Annotated in this window: 26 protein-coding genes, 2 pseudogenes, 1 riboswitch and 1 other annotated feature (1 of these 30 running past the window's edge); of the genes and pseudogenes, 14 read left to right on the plus strand and 14 right to left on the minus strand. The window is 32.6% G+C overall.

Annotation, left to right across the window (positions count from 1 at the left end):
* Positions 1 to 242, minus strand: a binding site (T-box leader); it reaches 128 nt to the left of the window's first position.
* A 228-nt stretch (positions 243 to 470) separates the two neighbouring features.
* The 4 genes from AA076_RS01650 (at position 471) to ychF (ending at position 3,696) form a co-directional block, all read left to right on the plus strand.
* Complete coding sequence (locus AA076_RS01650; protein WP_001550052.1) at positions 471 to 1,316, plus strand: ParB/RepB/Spo0J family partition protein; 846 nt, start codon at positions 471 to 473, stop codon at positions 1,314 to 1,316.
* A 156-nt stretch (positions 1,317 to 1,472) separates the two neighbouring features.
* A complete protein-coding gene (locus AA076_RS01655) occupies positions 1,473 to 2,354 on the plus strand; it encodes a mechanosensitive ion channel family protein (protein WP_001077602.1) in 882 nt (293 codons plus the stop codon).
* Positions 2,355 to 2,383: 29 nt separating this feature from the next.
* Positions 2,384 to 2,587: a DUF951 domain-containing protein gene (locus AA076_RS01660; RefSeq protein ID WP_000157345.1), complete on the plus strand. Its 204-nt coding sequence runs from the start codon at positions 2,384 to 2,386 to the stop codon at positions 2,585 to 2,587.
* A gap of 11 nt (positions 2,588 to 2,598) precedes the next feature.
* On the plus strand, positions 2,599 to 3,696 hold the full coding sequence (ychF, locus tag AA076_RS01665; RefSeq protein WP_001218732.1) for a redox-regulated ATPase YchF: 1,098 nt from the start codon (positions 2,599 to 2,601) through the stop codon (positions 3,694 to 3,696).
* Positions 3,697 to 3,781: 85 nt separating this feature from the next.
* On the opposite strand, the gene AA076_RS01670 is transcribed toward ychF, so the two are convergent.
* Entirely contained in the window at positions 3,782 to 3,973 is a 192-nt protein-coding gene (locus tag AA076_RS01670; protein ID WP_001052483.1) for a hypothetical protein, read from the minus strand.
* Between the two features lie 243 nt (positions 3,974 to 4,216).
* Between AA076_RS01670 and rpsF the strand changes: the two genes are divergently transcribed.
* The 3 genes from rpsF to rpsR are packed head-to-tail and all read left to right on the plus strand — an operon-like array spanning position 4,217 to position 5,331.
* Positions 4,217 to 4,513, plus strand: coding sequence for a 30S ribosomal protein S6 (gene rpsF, locus AA076_RS01675; protein ID WP_001261460.1), 297 nt, complete (start codon positions 4,217 to 4,219; stop codon positions 4,511 to 4,513).
* A 20-nt stretch (positions 4,514 to 4,533) separates the two neighbouring features.
* The gene (gene ssb, locus AA076_RS01680) at positions 4,534 to 5,037 is read left to right on the plus strand and encodes a single-stranded DNA-binding protein (protein ID WP_000934799.1); all 504 of its coding nucleotides are present in this window, start codon (positions 4,534 to 4,536) and stop codon (positions 5,035 to 5,037) included.
* Between the two features lie 51 nt (positions 5,038 to 5,088).
* On the plus strand, positions 5,089 to 5,331 hold the full coding sequence (rpsR, locus tag AA076_RS01685; RefSeq protein ID WP_000897044.1) for a 30S ribosomal protein S18: 243 nt from the start codon (positions 5,089 to 5,091) through the stop codon (positions 5,329 to 5,331).
* A gap of 265 nt (positions 5,332 to 5,596) precedes the next feature.
* On the opposite strand, the gene AA076_RS01690 is transcribed toward rpsR, so the two are convergent.
* Positions 5,597 to 6,535, minus strand: coding sequence for an Abi family protein (locus AA076_RS01690; RefSeq protein WP_001822249.1), 939 nt, complete (start codon positions 6,533 to 6,535; stop codon positions 5,597 to 5,599).
* Between the two features lie 38 nt (positions 6,536 to 6,573).
* Positions 6,574 to 7,275: pseudogene (locus AA076_RS16070) on the minus strand (tyrosine-type recombinase/integrase); the annotation flags it as partial.
* Between the two features lie 205 nt (positions 7,276 to 7,480).
* On the opposite strand from AA076_RS16070, the gene selX reads away from it, so the two are divergent.
* From selX to AA076_RS01715, 3 genes are all read left to right on the plus strand, one after another.
* Positions 7,481 to 8,092 (plus strand): staphylococcal enterotoxin-like toxin X, encoded by a 612-nt coding sequence (gene selX, locus AA076_RS01705; protein WP_000475326.1) that lies wholly within the window; start codon positions 7,481 to 7,483, stop codon positions 8,090 to 8,092.
* 368 nt (positions 8,093 to 8,460) lie between these two features.
* Entirely contained in the window at positions 8,461 to 8,829 is a 369-nt protein-coding gene (locus AA076_RS01710) for a YxeA family protein (protein WP_000849177.1), read from the plus strand.
* 180 nt (positions 8,830 to 9,009) lie between these two features.
* The gene (locus AA076_RS01715) at positions 9,010 to 9,582 is read left to right on the plus strand and encodes a PepSY domain-containing protein (RefSeq protein ID WP_000769720.1); all 573 of its coding nucleotides are present in this window, start codon (positions 9,010 to 9,012) and stop codon (positions 9,580 to 9,582) included.
* Positions 9,583 to 9,719: 137 nt separating this feature from the next.
* Here the strand turns inward: AA076_RS01715 and AA076_RS01720 are convergent, their stop codons facing one another.
* Entirely contained in the window at positions 9,720 to 9,983 is a 264-nt protein-coding gene (locus AA076_RS01720) for a helix-turn-helix domain-containing protein (protein WP_001055897.1), read from the minus strand.
* A gap of 299 nt (positions 9,984 to 10,282) precedes the next feature.
* Between AA076_RS01720 and AA076_RS01725 the strand changes: the two genes are divergently transcribed.
* On the plus strand, positions 10,283 to 10,534 hold the full coding sequence (locus tag AA076_RS01725; protein ID WP_000466748.1) for a GlsB/YeaQ/YmgE family stress response membrane protein: 252 nt from the start codon (positions 10,283 to 10,285) through the stop codon (positions 10,532 to 10,534).
* A gap of 38 nt (positions 10,535 to 10,572) precedes the next feature.
* Here the strand turns inward: AA076_RS01725 and AA076_RS01730 are convergent, their stop codons facing one another.
* Positions 10,573 to 10,782 carry a hypothetical protein gene (locus AA076_RS01730; protein WP_000211676.1) on the minus strand — a complete coding sequence of 70 codons (210 nt, stop codon included), beginning with the start codon at positions 10,780 to 10,782 and terminating at the stop codon, positions 10,573 to 10,575.
* Between the two features lie 177 nt (positions 10,783 to 10,959).
* Between AA076_RS01730 and AA076_RS01735 the strand changes: the two genes are divergently transcribed.
* Positions 10,960 to 11,541, plus strand: a complete 582-nt coding sequence (locus AA076_RS01735) for a histidine phosphatase family protein (RefSeq protein WP_000158374.1) — start codon at positions 10,960 to 10,962, stop codon at positions 11,539 to 11,541.
* A gap of 65 nt (positions 11,542 to 11,606) precedes the next feature.
* Here the strand turns inward: AA076_RS01735 and AA076_RS01740 are convergent, their stop codons facing one another.
* From AA076_RS01740 to ahpC, 5 genes and pseudogenes are all read right to left on the minus strand, one after another.
* Positions 11,607 to 11,990: a hypothetical protein gene (locus AA076_RS01740; protein ID WP_000868248.1), complete on the minus strand. Its 384-nt coding sequence runs from the start codon at positions 11,988 to 11,990 to the stop codon at positions 11,607 to 11,609.
* Between the two features lie 254 nt (positions 11,991 to 12,244).
* Positions 12,245 to 12,871, minus strand: a complete 627-nt coding sequence (locus AA076_RS01745) for an NDxxF motif lipoprotein (RefSeq protein WP_000746687.1) — start codon at positions 12,869 to 12,871, stop codon at positions 12,245 to 12,247.
* A 72-nt stretch (positions 12,872 to 12,943) separates the two neighbouring features.
* Positions 12,944 to 13,180: pseudogene (locus AA076_RS01750) on the minus strand (hypothetical protein); the annotation flags it as partial.
* 135 nt (positions 13,181 to 13,315) lie between these two features.
* On the minus strand, positions 13,316 to 14,839 hold the full coding sequence (ahpF, locus tag AA076_RS01755; protein ID WP_000930486.1) for an alkyl hydroperoxide reductase subunit F: 1,524 nt from the start codon (positions 14,837 to 14,839) through the stop codon (positions 13,316 to 13,318).
* A 15-nt stretch (positions 14,840 to 14,854) separates the two neighbouring features.
* Positions 14,855 to 15,424, minus strand: coding sequence for an alkyl hydroperoxide reductase subunit C (gene ahpC, locus AA076_RS01760; RefSeq protein WP_000052781.1), 570 nt, complete (start codon positions 15,422 to 15,424; stop codon positions 14,855 to 14,857).
* Between the two features lie 491 nt (positions 15,425 to 15,915).
* Between ahpC and nfsA the strand changes: the two genes are divergently transcribed.
* The gene (nfsA, locus tag AA076_RS01765; protein WP_001289311.1) at positions 15,916 to 16,671 is read left to right on the plus strand and encodes an oxygen-insensitive NADPH nitroreductase; all 756 of its coding nucleotides are present in this window, start codon (positions 15,916 to 15,918) and stop codon (positions 16,669 to 16,671) included.
* 80 nt (positions 16,672 to 16,751) lie between these two features.
* Here the strand turns inward: nfsA and AA076_RS01770 are convergent, their stop codons facing one another.
* Entirely contained in the window at positions 16,752 to 18,140 is a 1,389-nt protein-coding gene (locus tag AA076_RS01770) for an L-cystine transporter (protein WP_000991007.1), read from the minus strand.
* Positions 18,141 to 18,224: 84 nt separating this feature from the next.
* Between AA076_RS01770 and AA076_RS14350 the strand changes: the two genes are divergently transcribed.
* Positions 18,225 to 18,326, plus strand: coding sequence for a hypothetical protein (locus AA076_RS14350; RefSeq protein ID WP_001789518.1), 102 nt, complete (start codon positions 18,225 to 18,227; stop codon positions 18,324 to 18,326).
* Positions 18,327 to 19,116: 790 nt separating this feature from the next.
* On the opposite strand, the gene AA076_RS01780 is transcribed toward AA076_RS14350, so the two are convergent.
* The 3 genes from AA076_RS01780 to AA076_RS01790 all read right to left on the minus strand — a co-directional run bounded on the left by AA076_RS01780 (position 19,117) and on the right by AA076_RS01790 (position 21,403).
* A complete protein-coding gene (locus tag AA076_RS01780; protein WP_000956132.1) occupies positions 19,117 to 20,073 on the minus strand; it encodes a prolipoprotein diacylglyceryl transferase in 957 nt (318 codons plus the stop codon).
* Between the two features lie 117 nt (positions 20,074 to 20,190).
* Complete coding sequence (locus AA076_RS01785; protein WP_000394698.1) at positions 20,191 to 20,853, minus strand: hypothetical protein; 663 nt, start codon at positions 20,851 to 20,853, stop codon at positions 20,191 to 20,193.
* A 142-nt stretch (positions 20,854 to 20,995) separates the two neighbouring features.
* A complete protein-coding gene (locus AA076_RS01790; RefSeq protein ID WP_000763768.1) occupies positions 20,996 to 21,403 on the minus strand; it encodes a general stress protein in 408 nt (135 codons plus the stop codon).
* 179 nt (positions 21,404 to 21,582) lie between these two features.
* Positions 21,583 to 21,685: riboswitch (purine riboswitch) on the plus strand.
* Positions 21,686 to 21,781 lie beyond the last annotated feature (96 nt).

Below are 21,781 nucleotides of genomic sequence, written 5' to 3' on the forward strand. Positions count from 1 at the left end.
GTAAGGATATAGTAATGTGCTATCCCATACTTATTAACAAAAAATCGTGCGTAAAGAATCCAGTACGCCATTTAACATCAATGTTAATACTGTATCGCTATAACGGGCGAACCCGTAGACACCTCATATTGGCATCAACACTCCAAGGCCATTTTCAAACACGCTTTCAAAATCTTCTCTCAGCTACTAAAGACTCTCTGTATAAGCAGGGTGTGTTTTACTTTCCTCTTTATTGTGTTTACGTTTCATTAAACTGTTATAAGATATTAATTAGCTTACAGAGTAAAAAAAGATTTGTCAACAATTATTCAGAAAATTTTGATTTAAAAGTTAATTTGTTTGTGAAATTGTAATTGGTATCTTGAAGTTGAAAAATGAATTATTTTTTAAATAAAGTGTGGTTAATGGTTGTCTGACTCATTTAGAATACATAAAATATATTTAACTGTTGTTATCAAATAAAAAGTGATGTGAGTGAATTGTCAAAAAGTGAAGATCAACGTATTACTAAAACAAAAGATGAACAAATTAAGCAAATAGATATATCGGATATCAAACCGAATCCGTATCAGCCCCGAAAAACTTTCGATGAAAATCATTTAAATGATTTGGCAGATTCAATTAAGCAATATGGAATTTTGCAACCAATTGTGCTTAGAAAAACAGTTCAAGGTTATTACATTGTAGTTGGTGAAAGAAGGTTTAGAGCTTCGAAAATTGCTGGTCTAAAATACGTATCAGCGATTATCAAAGATTTAACAGATGAAGATATGATGGAACTGGCGGTCATCGAAAATTTACAACGAGAAGACTTAAATGCGATTGAAGAAGCTGAAAGTTATCAACGTTTGATGACAGATTTGAAAATTACACAACAAGAAGTAGCGAAACGATTGAGTAAGTCGCGCCCGTATATAGCGAATATGTTGAGGTTATTACATTTGCCGAAAAAGATTGCTGACATGGTAAAAGATGGGCGACTGACAAGTGCACATGGACGAACGTTATTGGCAATTAAAGATGAACAACAAATGCTTAGGTTAGCGAAACGGGTTGTTAAAGAAAAGTGGAGTGTCAGATATTTAGAAAACCATGTTAATGAATTAAAAAATGTTTCGTCAAAGTCGGAAACAGACAAAGTAGATATAACTAAGCCTAAATTTATAAAGCAGCAAGAACGACAGTTGCGAGAACAGTATGGTACCAAAGTAGATATATCAATAAAAAAATCGGTTGGTAAAATCTCATTTGAGTTTGATTCACAAGAAGATTTTGTGAGAATAATTGAACAATTAAATCGTAGGTATGGTAAATAGTTACACAATTTTATATAATAACTCTTTGTGCAAGTGTAAATAAATTGTAATCAGTGAACATTTGATTCTAGATATATTGAGACTTTCGTAGGTTGGAAGTATATAAAAATATGAATACAATATTGATATATCATATAGAAGGGAGTAACGCTTATCATGAATCAAGTCATGAATATTATTTCATCTCTATTTGAGCCATTAACAAAAATAGAAACATATGAAAACATTGCAACTAAAATCGCTATGATTGTTATTTATATTATCGTAGCCCTCATAGTTATTAAAATACTGAATAAAATGATTGAACAGGGATTTAAGATTCAAAATAAAAGTAAAAAGAGTAACAAAAAGCGCTCTAAAACTTTAATATCTCTTGTTCAAAATGTAGTGAAGTATATCGTTTGGTTTATAGTTATTACGACGATTTTAAGTAAATTTGGCATTAGTGTTGAAGGGGTAATTGCCAGTGCTGGTGTCGTAGGCTTAGCAGTAGGTTTTGGTGCTCAAACTATAGTTAAAGACGTAATTACAGGATTCTTTATTATATTTGAAAGCCAATTTGATGTAGGTGATTATGTTAAGATAAATAACGGTGGTACAACTGTAGCAGAGGGAACAGTTAAATCAATTGGACTTCGTTCAACACGAATCAATACAATTTCAGGAGAATTAACAATTTTACCAAATAGTAGTATGGGTGAAATAACGAACTACTCAATTACAAATGGTACAGCTATCGTTAAAATTCCAGTGTCTGTCGAAGAAAACATTGATAATGTTGATAAAAAACTAAACAAACTATTTACTTCTTTACGTAGTAAATATTACTTATTTGTTAGTGATCCGGTTGTTATTGGTATTGATGCTATTGAAGATACAAGAGTAATATTGAGAATATCTGCAGAAACAATTCCAGGTGAAGGATTTGCTGGAGCTCGAATTATTCGCAAAGAAGTACAAAAAATGTTTTTACAAGAAGGTATTAAAACACCTCAACCAATTATGACTGCTTATAATCATAGTGAAAACGGTGTTTAGTAGTTTATAATACATGGAGGTCATATTTAATGGCGTCAAAATATGGAATAAATGATATAGTAGAAATGAAAAAACAACATGCGTGTGGAACAAACCGTTTTAAGATTATTAGAATGGGTGCAGACATAAGAATTAAATGTGAAAATTGTCAAAGAAGTATTATGATTCCACGTCAAACGTTTGATAAAAAACTTAAAAAAATCATCGAATCTCATGATGATACACAAAGATAGGAGAATGATTAATGGCTTTAACAGCAGGTATCGTTGGATTGCCAAACGTTGGTAAATCAACATTATTTAATGCAATAACAAAAGCAGGTGCTTTAGCAGCGAACTATCCATTCGCTACGATTGATCCTAATGTAGGGATAGTAGAAGTGCCAGATGCTAGATTACTTAAATTAGAAGAAATGGTTCAACCTAAAAAGACATTGCCGACTACATTTGAATTTACAGATATCGCTGGTATTGTGAAAGGTGCTTCAAAGGGAGAAGGGTTAGGTAATAAATTCTTATCACATATTAGAGAAGTAGATGCGATTTGTCAGGTCGTTCGTGCATTTGATGATGATAACGTAACTCATGTTGCTGGTCGAGTAGACCCTATTGATGATATTGAAGTTATTAATATGGAATTAGTACTAGCGGACTTAGAATCTGTTGAGAAACGTTTGCCTAGAATTGAAAAATTAGCACGTCAAAAAGATAAGACTGCTGAAATGGAAGTACGTATTTTAACAACTATTAAAGAAGCTTTAGAAAATGGTAAACCCGCTCGTAGTATTGACTTTAATGAAGAAGATCAAAAATGGGTGAATCAAGCGCAATTACTGACTTCTAAAAAAATGCTTTATATCGCTAATGTTGGTGAAGATGAAATTGGTGATGATGATAATGATAAAGTAAAAGCGATTCGTGAATATGCAGCGCAAGAAGACTCTGAAGTGATTGTTATTAGTGCAAAAATTGAAGAAGAAATTGCTACATTAGATGATGAAGATAAAGAAATGTTCTTAGAAGATTTAGGTATCGAAGAACCAGGATTAGATCGATTAATTAGAACAACTTATGAATTATTAGGATTATCAACATATTTTACTGCTGGTGTGCAAGAAGTACGTGCTTGGACATTTAAACAAGGTATGACTGCACCTCAATGTGCTGGTATCATTCATACTGATTTTGAACGTGGATTTATCCGTGCCGAAGTAACAAGTTATGACGACTATGTACAATATGGTGGCGAAAGTGGCGCTAAAGAAGCGGGCAGACAACGATTAGAAGGTAAAGAATATATTATGCAAGATGGCGATATCGTTCATTTCAGATTTAATGTATAAACGATAGAGTGAAGTTAATTAAATAGTATATATGTAGAAGAGGCGGAATCAATTGTTCGCCTCTTTTAATTATGCGTATAATTTATTAAAAGAATGGAATAATTTTACTCGCGTTAATAATATCTTGAGTGCTGAAAAATTGTTTGCCTTCGCCAGTATAAGCAGGCTCTAAAACAAGATTAGCCTTTGCACAATAAAGCCATTCAGGATGAATACCACTATTAAGTATCTCTTGGAATTCTTGAAAATCTTTAGACCAATCAATATTTAAATTCATTCCTTACCACCTCACAACTATTATAGAACATATGTTCGCTTTTGTGAAGTGTATTTTTAAAAATATCATAGAAAGTTTCAAATGAATTAATATCAAAAATGATATGAAGAGTAGTTTGAATTATTATTGTAAAAAGTAATGGCGCATGATATAATTCTTTATTGTGAGTAATGAAAATTATTCCTTGCTTATCTGTTTTAAGATTGATAAGCCGTATAGACCACAAGGAGGTGCAAATATAAAATGAGAACATATGAAGTTATGTACATCGTACGCCCAAACATTGAGGAAGATGCTAAAAAAGCGTTAGTTGAACGTTTCAACGGTATCTTAGCTACTGAAGGTGCAGAAGTTTTAGAAGCAAAAGACTGGGGTAAACGTCGCCTAGCTTATGAAATCAATGATTTCAAAGATGGCTTCTACAACATCGTACGTGTTAAATCTGATAACAACAAAGCTACTGACGAATTCCAACGTCTAGCTAAAATCAGTGACGATATCATTCGTTACATGGTTATTCGTGAAGACGAAGACAAGTAATAATTAGAGGGGGCGTTTAAATGCTAAATAGAGTTGTATTAGTAGGTCGTTTAACGAAAGATCCGGAATACAGAACCACTCCCTCAGGTGTGAGTGTAGCGACATTCACTCTTGCAGTAAATCGTACGTTCACGAATGCTCAAGGGGAGCGCGAAGCAGATTTTATTAACTGTGTTGTTTTTAGAAGACAAGCAGATAATGTAAATAACTATTTATCTAAAGGTAGTTTAGCTGGTGTAGATGGTCGCTTACAATCCCGTAATTATGAAAATCAAGAAGGTCGTCGTGTGTTTGTTACTGAAGTTGTGTGTGATAGCGTTCAATTCCTTGAACCTAAAAATGCGCAACAAAATGGTGGCCAACGTCAACAAAATGAATTCCAAGATTACGGTCAAGGATTCGGTGGTCAACAATCAGGACAAAACAATTCGTACAATAATTCATCAAACACGAAACAATCTGATAATCCATTTGCAAATGCAAACGGACCGATTGATATAAGTGATGATGACTTACCATTCTAATAAAAATTAACGAAATTAAAGCGAAAAAATTATCAAAGGAGGCACACAATCATGGCAGGTGGACCAAGAAGAGGCGGACGTCGTCGTAAAAAAGTATGCTATTTCACAGCAAATGGTATTACACATATCGACTACAAAGACACTGAATTATTAAAACGTTTTATCTCAGAACGCGGTAAAATTTTACCACGTCGTGTAACTGGTACTTCAGCTAAATATCAACGTATGTTGACTACAGCTATCAAACGTTCTCGTCATATGGCATTATTACCATATGTTAAAGAAGAACAATAATATATAATTTATTGTCAAACCCCGTAGGCATAGGCTTACGGGGCTTTTTGTGTTTTGGGGTATAGAAAAAGGGCAAAAAAGGATGATGTGAATGTTTTGTGTTCGGAATTTGCACAAAGATATGTTTATATTGCAAAAATAATATGAATTTAGATGCATAAAAAAAGAACTACGCATTTTAAATAAAATGCATAGCTCTTCTTTTTCTTGCATACGAATTAAAATAACTCGCGAGACCTATAAGTCTCTTTCCTCACTAGATAGTTTATACTTTTGGTCTGTTGAAGTCAATAATTTTATCTAAAGCTATAAAAAATCTTTTGATAGCTAATGCATTATTATAATAGCTTTCGTTTCTTTTATATCGCTTTTGAAGTTGGTCCAAATCGTGATATCTTGCTTGGATAATTGCATTACTACAAACTTGATTATGTAATTCTAGCGTAGCGAAAGTATCTATGAAATTTTTTATTCCGAACATGTTTCTAGATATGCCTATATTATTCCCTTTTTCAAATAAATATTGAGGTAATCTACTGTCATAATTTAGATTTGCTATGATGGGTTGGTTATGAGCTGATTTGTTTCTTATATTTTTAACTAAAGGCATTAAAATATTAGCAACTCTCAATTCTTCGTCATTGTACTTCTTGTAATAGAAGTTGAGAAACGAAACGAATTGACCTAGTTGCATGAATTCAATGCAAACCCATGCGGGTGGATTTTGATAGTATTTATTCAACTTCTCGGGTAGTTGTCCTCGTTTATTCATATGCTTGAATATTTCGTTTTTATTTTTGATTTTGGTTTCCATAACTTCTTCTGGTGTTCTTGAATTTGTGTCAAAATTTGAATTGCTATATGATTTATCAATACATAAGAACTCATCTATTATTTTATAACCATCTTCTTGGTTATTTTCTGTTATTAGTTTTAAGACTAGATACTTTAAACTATGTTCAATATCTAAAGTTAAATGCAACATTGTGTATCTTAATTTCATATCTATAGTTGCTAAATCTGATAAATAAGCAAATTCTATGAAATAGCCGCCATTCTTTTTTTCGAAATTTTTTCGGAAATAAGCTAGTTTGAAGAAGTAATTATTTTTTCTAAGAATTTCATTTGCTTTTTCGGTGTCAATAATATTAAAAAATATATTCATCTGTTTTAATTTTGCTATTTGCTCATCAAAATTGAGCATAGGCTTAATTTCTGCTAGTGTATCATCTTTTTCCAATTTTAACTCCCCAATCGTTCAAATTTATTCATCATATCTTTCGCCATCTGATTAGTAACATGTGTGTATATCTCTAGATTTTTTTTATAATCTGAATGACCTACATGCTCTTGCATTGCTTTTAAGTTAATTCCTAATTGAGCAAGTGTAGATATATGCGAATGATGTAATGTATGCGTCGTTATAGGTTTCTTAATAGAACTAATATCAGCGCCCCCCTTTAATAATGTGGCTAATTTTGTTCGAGTCGATAGGGCTACCAGACGTATTTGTGAATATGTACTCTCTATCAATAAACTTATCATTCCAAGCATAAGTGTTCTTAGTAAGTCGATGCTTTGGGTAGTGAGCCCTGTGGCCTTATAGCTATTACTTCTTTCAGTTGTCTCCTTTACTCCGAATGCTCCCGTCTTTTTTCAGTTATCCAATTAACTTTACCGTCGATATCTAGCGTTTTATCTTCATAGTTTATATTTACTCTCTTTATTGCAAGTAGCTCACCGATACGCATGTCATTAGCAATTTGAAACTGTACCATAGCTTTTACCATTTTATAATTACGTTTTGTCGTTGGATATTTTTATACTTAATTACATAGTCGAAACAATCCAGTAACTCCTTAACTTCATTATCTTCTAATGTGTTATTATGTTTAGCTAGTAACGCATCACTATAGGGATATCTATTTTATCTATTACACATATAACTTTGAATTGCTTGCTATTTTAAATTAACAAATTTTATTCTCTTAGATTTTGTCCAATTATGTGTAGACGATTTATAGTTATTAAATTCAGAGTGGTAGCAAATTAAAGTTAATCAAGAGTTAAGATGAATTTAATTCATGAACACGTCTATTATTTTTATAATTGTAGCAAATAAAGCTTTACATCAAGGAGGTAATTAAATATGTTCAAAAAATATGACTCAAAAAATTCAATCGTATTAAAATCTATTCTATCGCTAGGTATCATCTATGGGGGAACATTTGGAATATATCCAAAAGCAGACGCGTCAACACAAAATTCCTCAAGTGTACAAGATAAACAATTACAAAAAGTTGAAGAAGTACCAAATAATTCAGAAAAAGCTTTGGTTAAAAAACTTTACGATAGATACAGCAAGGATACAATAAATGGAAAATCTAATAAATCTAGGAATTGGGTTTATTCAGAGAGACCTTTAAATGAAAACCAAGTTCGTATACATTTAGAAGGAACATACACAGTTGCTGGCAGAGTGTATACACCTAAGAGGAATATTACTCTTAATAAAGAAGTTGTCACTTTAAAAGAATTGGATCATATCATAAGATTTGCTCATATTTCCTATGGCTTGTATATGGGAGAACATTTGCCTAAAGGTAACATCGTCATAAATACAAAAGATGGTGGTAAATATACATTAGAGTCGCATAAAGAGCTACAAAAAGATAGGGAAAATGTAAAAATTAATACAGCCGATATAAAAAATGTAACTTTCAAACTTGTGAAAAGTGTTAATGACATTGAACAAGTTTGAAATTAAGCTAAATTAGTATATATAGTGTTTTATCGCTAATACTTTGAAAGTTAGGTATCTAAAGGTGCCTAGCTTTCTTTGTTATGATTAGCACCATCATATAGAAAATTCTTTAATGACGTTTATGCCGAAATCTACAAAAATAATTTCTCTTTTATGGTTAATCAATATGTTTTTACATTCGACAACCTTAAAATTAACTTCTTTCAATTTCATAATAAAGTCTCTATAAAATAACTTAGTTTAAAAACGATTCGTATCTTTCAGATTCAAATACCATCATTTTCTCCTAATACTTACACTTTAATTACAATTATGTAAGTTGTTTTCAGATACATCCTATTTTATATTTTGTCAGAGGTGATCTTTTGAAAACGATTTTAAAAACAATAACATATCTTGTACTTACTATCATTGGCGCTTATGCTGCTTTATTCATTTTAAAAACAATAGACTCCCATGGTATAACAGATCAATTTAACCCATTAGTAAAGAAGGATGATTCTTATGTTAAAACGACAGAGGTGTCTACTAGAATGGATGATCAACTCCGAAGTTATAGTCAAAGTGTTTTTAATAAAGAAGGGAAAGAGACGCAATTAATGTATACTGCTACATTTGATGTTAAACCGCATAGATACTTGAAAATTACACATAAAGGTCATCATGTAGAAACTTTTGAAGAAGTTGAAAAGGAAGAAGTACCAAAGAAAGCATTAGACAAACTGAGTCGATAATAGCATGCTTATATTACATGGTTCATTTATAAAAGGAGTACGAACGAAAGTAACGCATGACGATTAATTTAAAAATATTTGTAATAATTATGAATAAAATTAAAAACAAGGGGTAATACAATCTATATAGCATATAAGCTTTTGTTATGAGTTTCAAAAATAGGAAGAGAGAGTGATATTATGAAATTAAAATCATTAGCAGTGTTATCAATGTCAGCGGTGGTGCTTACTGCATGTGGCAATGATACTCCAAAAGATGAAACAAAATCAACAGAGTCAAATACTAATCAAGACACTAATACAACAAAAGATGTTATTGCTTTAAAAGATGTTAAAACAAGCCCAGAAGATGCTGTGAAAAAAGCTGAAGAAACTTACAAAGGCCAAAAGTTGAAAGGAATTTCATTTGAAAATTCTAATGGTGAATGGGCTTATAAAGTGACGCAACAAAAATCTGGTGAAGAGTCAGAAGTACTTGTTGCTGATAAAAATAAAAAAGTGATTAACAAAAAGACTGAAAAAGAAGATACAATGAATGAAAATGATAACTTTAAATATAGCGATGCTATAGATTACAAAAAAGCCATTAAAGAAGGACAAAAAGAATTTGATGGTGATATTAAAGAATGGTCACTTGAAAAAGATGATGGCAAACTTGTTTACAATATCGATTTGAAAAAAGGTAATAAAAAACAAGAAGTTACTGTTGATGCTAAGAACGGTAAAGTATTAAAGAGTGAGCAAGATCACTAAAAAGATTCGTTGCATTAACGCTTGTAAAATGTCTTAATTCATATTAATTAATAAAATACCCTCACAACGTAATGTAATATATCCAGTATAGATTTGAAAGGATATATGCCAAACGTGTTGTGAGGGTTTATTTGCATCTATTTATCCATGCGAATATCGACTTCTTCTAAATGTTTCTGATATTCTTTAACCTTACTTTCTAAAAACATTTCATATGGTGCATCAAAGAAGTCAGCTAAATGCATGGCATCTTTAAATTTAGGTTCATGGTGATGATTCTCCCATTCCCAAATTTGATGTGCTTCATATTTAGTACCATATTTCTCATTTAATTGCTGTGCTAATTCGTCAATTTCTAAATTATGTTTAGTTCGTAAGTTATATAAAATATGCATATTCATTGTTCATTAACCTCGCTTCTTGATTTAAAATTCAAAGATGCTCTAATAATATGTGTATATTCTAGTCCTATAACATAAAATAATCAAGCTATGAATTCGGCAGAAAAAATAATGTAAATGTATATGATATTATCGGTACAGAGACTTTAAATAACGATAGCTACATTGAATAAAATTGATATTCAATTACTACTTTTAAAAATATTTGGATAAAAATAATTTGAATTTGTTTTAGAATTGTAAATAAGGGGTACTACTTAGAATAACGCAAAATAAATAGAAAAAGGAGACTGAAAATTATGTTTGGATTTATTGGAATGTTAATTGTCGGTGGCTTAATTGGATGGGCTGCTGGTGCTATTATGGGTAAAGATATCCCAGGTGGTATTTTAGGCAATATTATCGCAGGTATTATTGGATCATGGGTAGGTGGCAAACTATTCGGACAATGGGGTCCTGAATTAGGAAGTATTTACATCTTGCCAGCATTAATTGGTTCAATTATCTTAATTGCAATCGTAACGTTAATTTTAAGAGCTATGCGTAAATAATAAAAAAATTCAATTGGAAATTGAAATAAAGATGGCATTCAGTTGTCATCTTTTTTATTTGCGTGAAAATGGTCAATATGTATTATAATATTTGAAAATGTAGATAAGATAGGATTAAAAAGTAATAAATTAATATGAGGAAATTTTGGAAATAAAAAAGCGAGTATTTGACAAATAAAAAAAGGATGACGTTGGGTTGCGCCATCCAGGAGTATTATGTTCATGAATATAAAAGACTGTGTAGTCATTTAAGAACTACACCCATATAGTAACACATCACTTGATTAAAGACAATACTATTTTTAGAGTCATTAATTTAAAATATGAATTAATTCTTTTTTTAGAATAGAATATTAAGATTGATATCGAATTAGTAGTCAAAGTGTTATGGTAGATATGAAATACATAAGGTAAGGAGTAATATTATGACGATTTATTTAGTTAGACATGGCGAATCAAAATCGAATTATGATAATAAACATTTTCGATCTTATTTTTGTGGACAATTAGATGTGCCGTTAACGGATACTGGCACAAAAAGTGCAGACGATTTATGTGATTATTTTAAAGAGAAACAGATTAAACATGTATATGTTTCAGACTTATTAAGAACACAGCAAACGTTTGAACATATTTTTCCATATGACATTGCATCAACGACTACCCCTCTATTAAGAGAACGTTCACTTGGCGTATTTGAGGGTGAATATAAAGATGAAATCAGTGCGAATCCGAAATATGAAAAATATTTCAATGATCCAAACTTTAAAGACTTTCGTCATAGTTTTTCACAAAAAGCGCCTGAAGGAGAAAGTTATGAAGATGTATATCAACGCGTAGAACATTTTATGAATCATGTTGTCAATGAAGATACACAAAAAGATGATATTGTCATTGTTGCACATCAAGTTGTCATTCGTTGTTTGATGGTTTATTTTAACAAAGTTTCAAGGGCAGAAGCTGTGGATTTAAAGGTAGAAAATTGCAAACCATATATCATTGAATAGAAGTATAGAGGTTCTGAAAAACTGTGTTTTATAGCGGCCTTCAGAACCTTTTTTTCATTTGGAATTTAAGGGGAATCATTCTTTTCAACAGACTTACCACCAATGGCTAATGTGATAATTGTGCTTGTGAACAAAATAATTGAAGTTATAAATGACGCTAATGTAAAAGGTGTAAATTGTGTGAGCGATAATATCAATGATAAAAAGAACCAAGAGATAGCCCCTAGAAATTGTAAAATAGCAGAAGAAATTCTAAAACTCATATAATCATATATAGCTAAAACAAGTGAAGGTAATGCGACTAATACCATTATAATGATGTTGAGGGTGAATAAATATGGCTGTTCAAAAGTTACTGTGTTTGGTCCTGTTGGATGCATTGCTGCTAAGAACAAGCAAACAATCGTCGATAAAATTGCTAAAATAATAAAAGTAATTCGAACTTTCATCATGATCATCCTTTGTTTATAGAGTCAATATAAGTATGGAATATGTTAGGTATATAGTCAAATGCGTCAACTAATGGGAATTTTGGCATAGATAGAGAATTTAAGGCAATTAAAAAGGCATCAAACAGTAATATGCTGCTTGATGCCCAAATGATGACTTTAGCTAAATTGATTAGTCACTTTTAAAGATAAAGAATTGTCATGAATTAAAACTCATGTAATGATGTGTTACATTTCGCAATGATGGCTTTCAGTTATTTATCGATAACATCACTCTTGATACCTTTAGATTTTAAGAAATCTTTAATTTTATCTTGTTGCTTTTTATTAACATCACCGGCATATTTTGTTGGCACGTCGACAACATTGATTTTATTTTGCGGTTGATAGCTAAGCTTTTCAATATCTTCATCAACATTGGCGATTGTACTATTTAAAGCTTTGAAGTAATTCATCATTAATTCAACGGGTTTCTTATATTCTTTAGGAATATTGTTTTCAGTGACAAATTTCTTGAAATGCAAATCGTTTTTAACAGCTAAGTTAGATAAGTGGCTAAGTGTTTCTGCTTGTTTTTCAGTCACTTTTGTTTGACTGTCAATTTGTTTATCTAGTTTATGTTGCATAATATATTTGTTATCAAGTATATCGCTATTTACAGACAAATACTTTTCTATAGCTTGCTTCATCTCTGCATCACTAATATCACTATTTTTCTTATCTGAGTTAAAGATATCTTTTGTTTCTAATTTTTTAGCGCTTTTAGGTGCATGGATGCCAGTACTTGTATGATGATCTTCGTTATCAGATTGATCGGACGCGCAACCTGTAAGAATTAATGTCGATGCTAAAAATGTACTTAGTAGTAATCTCTTTTTCATAATGTAATATAACTCCTTAGTTTATCTTTAATTGAAAAAATATGTATTCATGTTTAATAGAGTAACATTGAATTAGTTTGGAATGTCACGATGACCTTGCAATGACCATAGACGTAAATGATTACGTGCATGAGTTGCTTTTTCTATCAATAATGCATCATTTTGGACGTTGTTAAGGATAGCTTTATCTATAAATAACTGCATAATTGGTTGTACTAATTTAGACGTAGGTATCGTACGTAAAAGCATAATAATTTCGTTCACATACTTTTCTTTCTCAATATCATTTTTCATATTGATTTGTTTGCGAGAGGTACATACTTTAAGCATTATCGCACATCTCGTTGTATATATTAAGTTTATCATAACATGATTTTATGTCGGGATAAAAAAATAACAGCATCTTAACAAATGTAAGATACTGTCAGTGAAATGAATGAAACTTTAGTTTCTGATAATATAGTCAAAGGCATTTAATGCTGCATTTGCACCAGCGCCCATTGAAATGATAATTTGTTTGTTCTTCTGATCTGTGACATCGCCAGCAGCAAATATTCCAGGAACATTCGTATTATTGTTACGATCAATCACAATTTCACCACGTTCGTTTAATTCAACAGCATCGTTTAACCATGATGTGTTTGGAAGTAAACCAATTTGAACAAAGATACCATCTAAGTTAAGTAGATGTTCTTCGCCGGTGTTCATGTCTTCGTAACGTATACCTGTAACATGGTCTTCTCCGACAACTTCAGTAGTTTTGGCATTTGTTTTGATATCAACATTTGATAAAGAACGTAAACGATCTTGTAACACGTTGTCTGCTTTTAATTCGCTAGCGAATTCGAATAATGTAACATGATTAACGATACCAGCAAGGTCAATTGCTGCTTCAACCCCAGAGTTACCGCCACCGATAACTGCTACGTCTTTATTTTCAAATAGAGGTCCGTCACAGTGAGGGCAGAATGCAACACCTTTATTAATCAATTGCTCTTCACCTGGAATGTTTAGCTTACGCCAACCTGCACCAGTAGCAATAATGACTGTTTTACTTTCTAAGACAGCACCGTTTTCTAACGTAACTTTAATTGCTTCGTCAGTCTTTTCGATATCTGTAGCACGTATACCTGTCATTGCATCAATGTCATATTGATCAATGTGCGCTGCTAAGTTAGAAGAAAATTCAGAACCAGTTGTTTCTTTAACAGTAATGAAGTTCTCAATACCAGCAGTATCATTAACTTGGCCACCGATACGATCAGCAACTATACCAGTACGTAAACCTTTACGTGCTGTGTAAATCGCTGCACTACCACTAGCAGGACCACCACCAACGATTAAGACATCATAAGGTTCTTTATTTTCAAACTCAGATGCATCTGCCGTACTGCCTAGTTTCGAAAGAATATCTTGGATTGTCATACGACCATTGCCAAATTCTTCGCCATTTAAAAAGACAGCAGGGACTGCCATGATGTTTTCAGATTCTTCACGGAACACTGCACCATCAATCATAGAATGCGTGATGTTAGGGTTGATCACACTCATTAAGTTAAGTGCTTGAACGACATCAGGACATTTTTGACACGTTAAACTAATGAATGTTTCAAAATGGAATGAACCTTCTAATTTTTTAATTTGGTCAATGATTGACTGTTTTTCTTTAGGTGCACGACCACTAACCTGTAAAATTGCTAAAACAAGTGAGTTAAACTCGTGACCTAATGGAATACCTGCAAATGTTACACCTGTTTCTTCGCCAGGACGATTGACTGAGAAACTTGGTGTACGTTTTAAAGATTTTTCAGAAAGAGATAGTCTAGGTGACATATCAGTAATTTCTGTCAACAAATCTTTAAGTTCTTTGGATTTATCATCTGAACCAAGGCTGGCAACGAATTCAACGTTGCCCTCCATTAGTTCTAATAGTTGTTTAAGTTGTTGTTTTAAATCAGCATTAAGCATGGTTGTAATGCCTCCTTAGATTTTACCTACTAAATCTAAACCAGGTTGCAATGTTTTAGCGCCTTCTTCCCATTTAGCTGGGCATACTTCGCCAGGGTTTTTACGAACATATTGAGCTGCTTTGATTTTGTGAGCTAATGTACTAGCGTCACGGCCAATTCCGTCAGCGTTAATTTCAGATGCTTGTACAACACCGTCTGGGTCGATAATGAATGTACCACGTTGAGCTAAACCAGTAGCTTCATCTAATACATCAAAATTACGAGTGATTGTTTGTGATGGGTCACCAATCATAGTGTAAGTGATTTTGCTAATTGCATCTGAATGGTCATGCCATGCTTTGTGTACGAAGTGAGTATCAGTTGATACTGAGAATACATTTACGCCTAATTTTTGTAATTCTTCATATTGGTTTTGTAAGTCTTCTAATTCAGTTGGACAAACGAATGAGAAGTCAGCAGGATAGAAGCATACTACGCTCCAAGAACCTTTTAAATCTTCTTGTGTAACTTCTTTAAATTGATCTTTTTTTGGATCGAAAGCTTGCGCTGTAAATGGTAAGATTTCTTTGTTAATTAATGACATAAATATCTTCCTCCTAAGAATTTAAGTATGAATTAGAACTATCAATTGATTGCGCTTAATTATAATAATTCTAATCTCTTAGTTAGCATTATTACATTTTGATCCAGAATAGTCAACTGGATAACTTTGTAAAGTGAATGATTACTTTTAAAATAAAGAAAGATAATATAAAGTGCTTTGATAATGGATTTTGTAGTTGATGATTTAAAAGGTTGTGTCTATATTTAATATCTTGATTTTAATGTAAAAAATGTAAAAAAAGAAGATTTGTATTCTCAACTAAGTCAACCTTATTGATAATGGTATGAGAATATTTGTTCGAGATGGATGAAGGTAATGAGTGAGAAACTGGATTTTTAAAGTATGAGACAATATTTTAAAAAGTTCAATTATTAACTTATAAGCAAATAATTGCTATAAAAAAGTTTGGACGTGTACAATTGCAATATGAAGATTTTAAATTAATTGTAAAGTATCGAGGAGTGGGTAACGTGTCAGAACATGTATATAATCTTGTGAAAAAGCATCATTCTGTTAGAAAATTTAAGAATAAACCTTTAAGTGAAGACGTTGTTAAGAAATTGGTAGAAGCTGGACAAAGCGCTTCGACGTCAAGTTTCCTGCAAGCATACTCAATTATTGGTATCGACGATGAGAAGATTAAAGAAAATTTACGAGAAGTTTCTGGACAACCTTATGTTGTAGAAAATGGCTATTTATTCGTCTTTGTTATTGATTATTATCGTCATCATTTAGTTGATCAACATGCTGAAACTGATATGGAAAATGCATATGGTTCAACGGAAGGTTTGCTAGTAGGTGCAATCGATGCAGCATTAGTTGCCGAAAATATTGCGGTAACTGCTGAAGATATGGGGTATGGCATTGTCTTTTTAGGATCATTAAGAAATGATGTTGAACGCGTTCGAGAAATTTTAGACTTACCTGACTATGTCTTCCCGGTATTTGGTATGGCAGTAGGGGAACCCGCAGATGACGAAAATGGTGCAGCCAAGCCACGCTTACCATTTGACCATGTCTTCCATCATAATAAGTATCATGCTGATAAGGAAACACAGTATGCACAAATGGCAGATTACGACCAGACAATCAGCGAGTACTATGATCAACGTACAAACGGGAATCGCAAAGAAACATGGTCGCAGCAAATTGAGATGTTCCTAGGAAACAAAGCAAGATTAGATATGTTAGAACAATTGCAAAAATCAGGCTTAATACAGCGATAGCAAGATACCAAAATAACCCGCCCCCCTCTAGCTTAAAATGATAAGTATAGCTAGAGGGGGCGGGTATTTCTTGCAATGAATTAGTGTGAAGTTAATGCAGCATTATCATTTGAATCGAAAGTATCTTTATCCCAATGTTTAGTTAACTTGGCGGTACCTGTACCAGCTAGCATTGAATCGTTCACGTTTAATGCTGTTCTACCCATGTCAATCAATGGTTCAACGGAGATGAGCACGCCGGCTAAAGCGACTGGCAAGTTTAACGTTGACAACACCAATATGGATGCAAATGTAGCCCCGCCACCGACGCCAGCAACGCCGAATGAACTAATAATCACGACAGCGATTAACGTTACAATAAATTGTAAATCAATTTCTACATTAGCGACGGGTGCGACCATAATTGCAAGCATGGCAGGGTAAATGCCTGCACAACCATTTTGTCCAATCGACAATCCAAATGTCGCAGCGAAATTGGCAATACCTTCTGGCACGCCTAGACGTCTTGTTTGTGTTTGTACATTCAATGGTAAGGCACCCGCGCTTGAGCGTGATGTGAATGCAAAGATTAATACTTCCAAAGTCTTTTTAACATAGCGAATTGGGCTAATACCTAACAGGCTTAAAATAATTAAGTGAATGATATACATCGTAATTAATGCAGCGTACGATGCGATTAAGAATTTTCCTAAAGTCCAAATGGCGCCAAAGTCACTTGTCGATAATGTGTTGGCCATAATTGCTAATACACCGTATGGCGTTAAACGTAAGACGAACGTCACAATCGCCATTACTAGTGAATAGATAGCGTCAATCGCACGCTTAAGCAATTCACCATGATCAGGTTGTTTGCGTGCTACGCGTAAATAAGCAAATCCTATAAACGAAGCAAATATCACGACAGCAATCGTGGAAGTTGCACGTTGTCCAGTGAAATCTAAGAATGGATTTTTAGGCAATAATTCCAAAATTTGTTGTGGTAACGTATGTGCTGTTAAATCTTTCGCTTGTTTAGCAATTTCGCTTCCACGTGCTTGTTCAGCGTTACCAAGGTTAATTGTTGATGCATCTAAACCAAACACCAAGGCATACACAACACCAACAATCGCAGCAATGGTGACAGTGCCAATTAAAAAGATAAAAATGAGACTACCAATTTTAGCAAACTTTTCTCCGATTTGAATTTTAGTGAATGCAGCTACAATAGAAATGAAAATTAAAGGCATAACAATCATTTGCAACAATGCAACGTAACCTTGTCCGACAATGTTGAACCAGTCACTTGTTGATGTAATAACATTCGAATGTGTGCCATAAATAAGATGCAATAACACACCGAATACTATACCAATCCCTAAAGCTGTAAACACACGTTTCGCAAAAGATATATGTTTGCGAGCCATCATGTGCAATATTACGATGAAAATCACCAATACAATAATATTAATCAGTGTAAGAAAAGCATTCATGAACGTCACTCCTTAAATTTTTGAATATAATTCCGACTAGTATGCTAAGAATAATATTAATTTTAAAATATTTCAAGAGGGCATTTGCAATTAAATGTAAACATGATGAAATTCGACCGTTGGCATAAGGGGATTTGTAAACAAATCGTTTTGAATTCAGTAGTGATAGGTGGAAAGGGTAAATAGTGTGATGAGCTAGTCGATTAAAGTTAATATTTGAAAATGAAGCAGGGCATTAAATGCAATAAATTAAATAAGTTGTCATTAAAGCATTAATAATAGAAATGATTTTAACAGGAAAAAAGTGATGAATATTTGGAAAAGATATATATCGTGCACTGTCATGAGAGATAAGATATGAGAAAACAAATTTATCCTTGAATCGAGATGTGGCTATGGCGGTTTGATAAAAATTGCTAACCTCATATTTATTGAATGAAAAGATAATAAATGATCAACCTTGAAAAGACGTTTCGAACAAACACGTTGTAAAAAATTCTGTCGAATCAAAATTAGCATCTTTTGAGTGTTCGTGTGTGCAGGTGGTAGTTCAAAAGCTACCGTAAACAAATATTTTTGTTTGAGCAAAAAGGCGTTTGTAGTAAATGTGAATATGAGTGTGCACTTGTGCGATTCGTCAGTTACTAACACAGCCAAACATTTAAATTGAATGGACTTATTAAGATGAATCTATTTAGAAGTACACAGAAGCCATCCCATTTAAAAGTAACATACTATAAAAATTTATTCAAAATTCAATATTAATCATAATGAATAATTAAAAAACCTGAAACAAATTAGTTTGATATGCTCTCTTCAAAGTAGATATTGAATGGAGTATATCAGCTTGTTTCAGGTTTTATGAATTGAGTATTAAATTTGAAAGTAAATTACAGTTCTATAGGTTTATAAAAATCAGTTTTTAAATCAAAGCTATATATGAATTGAGTATTAAATTTGTGTTCAAATCACAAGTTTACAGGTTGAATAAACGTGCGAAGAAACCTTTTTTCTCTTCTTGAGGTTTTGGTTCTGACATTTCTGACTGTGAAGCTGTGCTGTCATTTTCTGCTTTCGCTTCCAATGAATCGTTCGAAGTAGCTTGTTTAGAAGCTTCTGCATGGGCTTCTGCTACTTGTTGTTCAGCATCATGTTGCGCTTCTGCATCTACTGTAGCTTCTTTATTTGAAGTCTCAGCTGCATTGTCATTTTTAGACTGCTCAACGCTGGCTTTTTCAATTGCTTCAGTTGCAGAAATTTGATCCTCTTTATCTACTTTAGTAGCAGTGCCATCGCCTGCATTTTCTGCTTTAGTATCCGTCTTAGCGTCTGTTGATGTATTCACTCCAGCAACCTTCGAATCTTTACTGTCAGCTTTATCTTCAGTAACAGCATTCTTTTCAACTTTATTTGTTGATTCAGCTAATGCTTTTGCTTGAGAGGCTTGCGCTTCTTGGATAGCCTCTTGTGATGTTTGGATGGCTTTTAAGGATTCGCTATTTGAATCGATTTTAGATGTAAGTTGATTTTGAAGTTCTTTTAATTCTTGTTGTTGCTGATGTACTTGATTCATCATTTGACCAAGTAGGTGACGTTCTTCGCGCATTTTCTGGATTTCTAGGCGTAAATCTTCTACTAGTTGAGCGACATTTTGATTAGTAGGTAAGTTTTTGTCATCGTTTTTGACAATGACTTGCAGGAAGTCTTTTTCTTTTTCTAATTCATCAAACGCTAGATCATAACTATTTGTTTGTTTTACTTTGTCGGCAATGTCTTTGAAAAGCTCGATATCTTCTTCTTTGAAATCAGTTGCTTCACGACCACGATATTCAGTCTTGCTTAGTTGGTAACCACGTTCTTCTAAATGTTGAACAATTTTACGTACTTGCTTCTCACTTAGTTCTACGCGTTGTGCAAATTCTTTAGTTAACATACTTTAAAGTCCTTTCTGCATATACTTTATGTATACTGACGTTTGTCTACGGGCAGTGAAACGTCAGTCTTGCTTCATACATAGTTTAAACGTTATTGTTAGTGATTTCAAGTTTGTTTAAAATGGTTTACGTAAATCCATTTCTTCTAATAAAGCATAAATAATTTCACGTGCGATACCATTGGCAAATACATACTTCAAAATATAATTTGATTTAACACTTGTACCGTAGATATCCTTTGTCAGTTTAATATTTTTCTTTAAAAATAAGTCCACTTTTTTAGTGTGACCATCATTAGTTGGATGAATGTAATCAATTTCAGTTTGTCTTTCAAATTGATGTTCGTATAAAAACTGTCTACGGTGTTCAATAATGAGGCCGTTATCTTGTGTTAAATCTGCAGGTTCTTTAGGGACTTCCATCATTAAAAAGTTAATACTTCTAGAATGAACAAGGTTTGATAATAAGTTTAGTTCATGTTCAATTTGATGTAATGTTTGCGTCATTAACTCATCATGGTTGGGTAGGTCTTTTGCGAATAAATAAATTAAAAATGCTGAATTGGTTGTGGCTTCATAATGTGCAGTTGCTAGACTGACAACAACATCGTTTTCTAAGCCTACGATAAAGACATAATCGTTTTCGGTTTTGTTGTTTTCTAATGAGCGTTTGATGATACGTTTATCTTCAGTTAAAGATAAATTTAACTTAGTATCGTAAAGTTTAAGTGCTTCGTTGTAATGTGGATCTTTGACAGATTGAATGGTTTTAAATTCCATAAGAACACCTCCCCAATTTAAATAATATTATAGCATAATCGCCTGCTGTAAAAGACTGTTCATAAACTTTTAAATGGTATAAAAAACTGTACTATCTTAAATTAGACAGTACAGTAATCTCATTTTGAATTCAGTGTGATAACTAAGCTTTGGGACCTTTAGATGCTTCAGCAAAATGTGTAATATCAATCTCTTCATAAGCTGAATTATTTTCATGCACTTCTTGATGTGATGATTTGTCACGAACCGCTACAACTAACATTTTATCGTCTAAAATAAGTTGTTTATATTTTTCTAATTCATCAGGCGCTAAGTTGTAGCGTGATAAAACTGCATGTTCACCATCTTCTCCTGTTAACAGTTTAGTCATTCTATCACTAAATGTTCCACTTGTTGAGATAAGGGAGATTTCAGAGTCGTGTAAGTCATTTAGGTGTAATTTACTTTTACTAATAATTGTTAGCTCTGATTCTAAATAACCTTCAGATTTCTTTTGATTGATTACGTTGTATAATTCGCCAGTGTCATTTACTACAGTAATATCTGCCATAGTTGTCGCCCCTTTAAAAATTTGTTTATTTAATCTTTTACCCTTCTTATTATAAAGTAAAACCCTTACATTATTAAGTTATAAGTCTTCATTCGCATTAAACGTCTCTGTACATTTATAAAACTATTAAAAGATTACCTAAGCAGTTATTGAAAAAATGCCGAAAATTTGCTATTATCGTTAAATAATTTACATAAACTCATATAATCTAAAGAATATGGCTTTAGAAGTTTCTACCATGTTGCCTTGAACGACATGACTATGAGTAACAACACAATACTAGGAGTAGCTTCAGCCATTAAATTGTAACCATGGTGGGTGATTTATATCATTTTATATGATGGTCACAGTTTATTTGATGAAACTTCTTTTACATTG

The sequence above is a fragment of the Staphylococcus aureus genome (genome assembly GCF_001027105.1).
Taxonomy (GTDB): domain Bacteria; phylum Bacillota; class Bacilli; order Staphylococcales; family Staphylococcaceae; genus Staphylococcus; species Staphylococcus aureus.

What these genes read in the sequence shown, in the direction of transcription:
- AA076_RS01735 (WP_000158374.1), top strand. Translation starts at nt 10,960, where the DNA reads ATGACGATTTATTTAGTTAGACATGGCGAATCAAAATCGAATTATGAT.
- ssb (WP_000934799.1), top strand. Translation starts at nt 4,534, where the DNA reads ATGCTAAATAGAGTTGTATTAGTAGGTCGTTTAACGAAAGATCCGGAA.
- selX (WP_000475326.1), top strand. Translation starts at nt 7,481, where the DNA reads ATGTTCAAAAAATATGACTCAAAAAATTCAATCGTATTAAAATCTATT.
- AA076_RS01670 (WP_001052483.1), bottom strand. Translation starts at nt 3,973, where the DNA reads ATGAATTTAAATATTGATTGGTCTAAAGATTTTCAAGAATTCCAAGAG.
- rpsR (WP_000897044.1), top strand. Translation starts at nt 5,089, where the DNA reads ATGGCAGGTGGACCAAGAAGAGGCGGACGTCGTCGTAAAAAAGTATGC.
- ahpC (WP_000052781.1), bottom strand. Translation starts at nt 15,424, where the DNA reads ATGTCATTAATTAACAAAGAAATCTTACCATTTACAGCGCAAGCTTTC.
- ychF (WP_001218732.1), top strand. Translation starts at nt 2,599, where the DNA reads ATGGCTTTAACAGCAGGTATCGTTGGATTGCCAAACGTTGGTAAATCA.
- rpsF (WP_001261460.1), top strand. Translation starts at nt 4,217, where the DNA reads ATGAGAACATATGAAGTTATGTACATCGTACGCCCAAACATTGAGGAA.
- AA076_RS01720 (WP_001055897.1), bottom strand. Translation starts at nt 9,983, where the DNA reads ATGAATATGCATATTTTATATAACTTACGAACTAAACATAATTTAGAA.
- AA076_RS01715 (WP_000769720.1), top strand. Translation starts at nt 9,010, where the DNA reads ATGAAATTAAAATCATTAGCAGTGTTATCAATGTCAGCGGTGGTGCTT.
- ahpF (WP_000930486.1), bottom strand. Translation starts at nt 14,839, where the DNA reads ATGCTTAATGCTGATTTAAAACAACAACTTAAACAACTATTAGAACTA.
- AA076_RS01740 (WP_000868248.1), bottom strand. Translation starts at nt 11,990, where the DNA reads ATGAAAGTTCGAATTACTTTTATTATTTTAGCAATTTTATCGACGATT.
- AA076_RS01660 (WP_000157345.1), top strand. Translation starts at nt 2,384, where the DNA reads ATGGCGTCAAAATATGGAATAAATGATATAGTAGAAATGAAAAAACAA.
- AA076_RS01690 (WP_001822249.1), bottom strand. Translation starts at nt 6,535, where the DNA reads ATGCTCAATTTTGATGAGCAAATAGCAAAATTAAAACAGATGAATATA.
- AA076_RS01725 (WP_000466748.1), top strand. Translation starts at nt 10,283, where the DNA reads ATGTTTGGATTTATTGGAATGTTAATTGTCGGTGGCTTAATTGGATGG.
- AA076_RS01655 (WP_001077602.1), top strand. Translation starts at nt 1,473, where the DNA reads ATGAATCAAGTCATGAATATTATTTCATCTCTATTTGAGCCATTAACA.
- AA076_RS01785 (WP_000394698.1), bottom strand. Translation starts at nt 20,853, where the DNA reads ATGGAATTTAAAACCATTCAATCTGTCAAAGATCCACATTACAACGAA.
- AA076_RS01780 (WP_000956132.1), bottom strand. Translation starts at nt 20,073, where the DNA reads ATGTTAACTAAAGAATTTGCACAACGCGTAGAACTAAGTGAGAAGCAA.
- AA076_RS01745 (WP_000746687.1), bottom strand. Translation starts at nt 12,871, where the DNA reads ATGAAAAAGAGATTACTACTAAGTACATTTTTAGCATCGACATTAATT.
- AA076_RS01770 (WP_000991007.1), bottom strand. Translation starts at nt 18,140, where the DNA reads ATGAATGCTTTTCTTACACTGATTAATATTATTGTATTGGTGATTTTC.
- AA076_RS01730 (WP_000211676.1), bottom strand. Translation starts at nt 10,782, where the DNA reads ATGACTACACAGTCTTTTATATTCATGAACATAATACTCCTGGATGGC.
- AA076_RS01790 (WP_000763768.1), bottom strand. Translation starts at nt 21,403, where the DNA reads ATGGCAGATATTACTGTAGTAAATGACACTGGCGAATTATACAACGTA.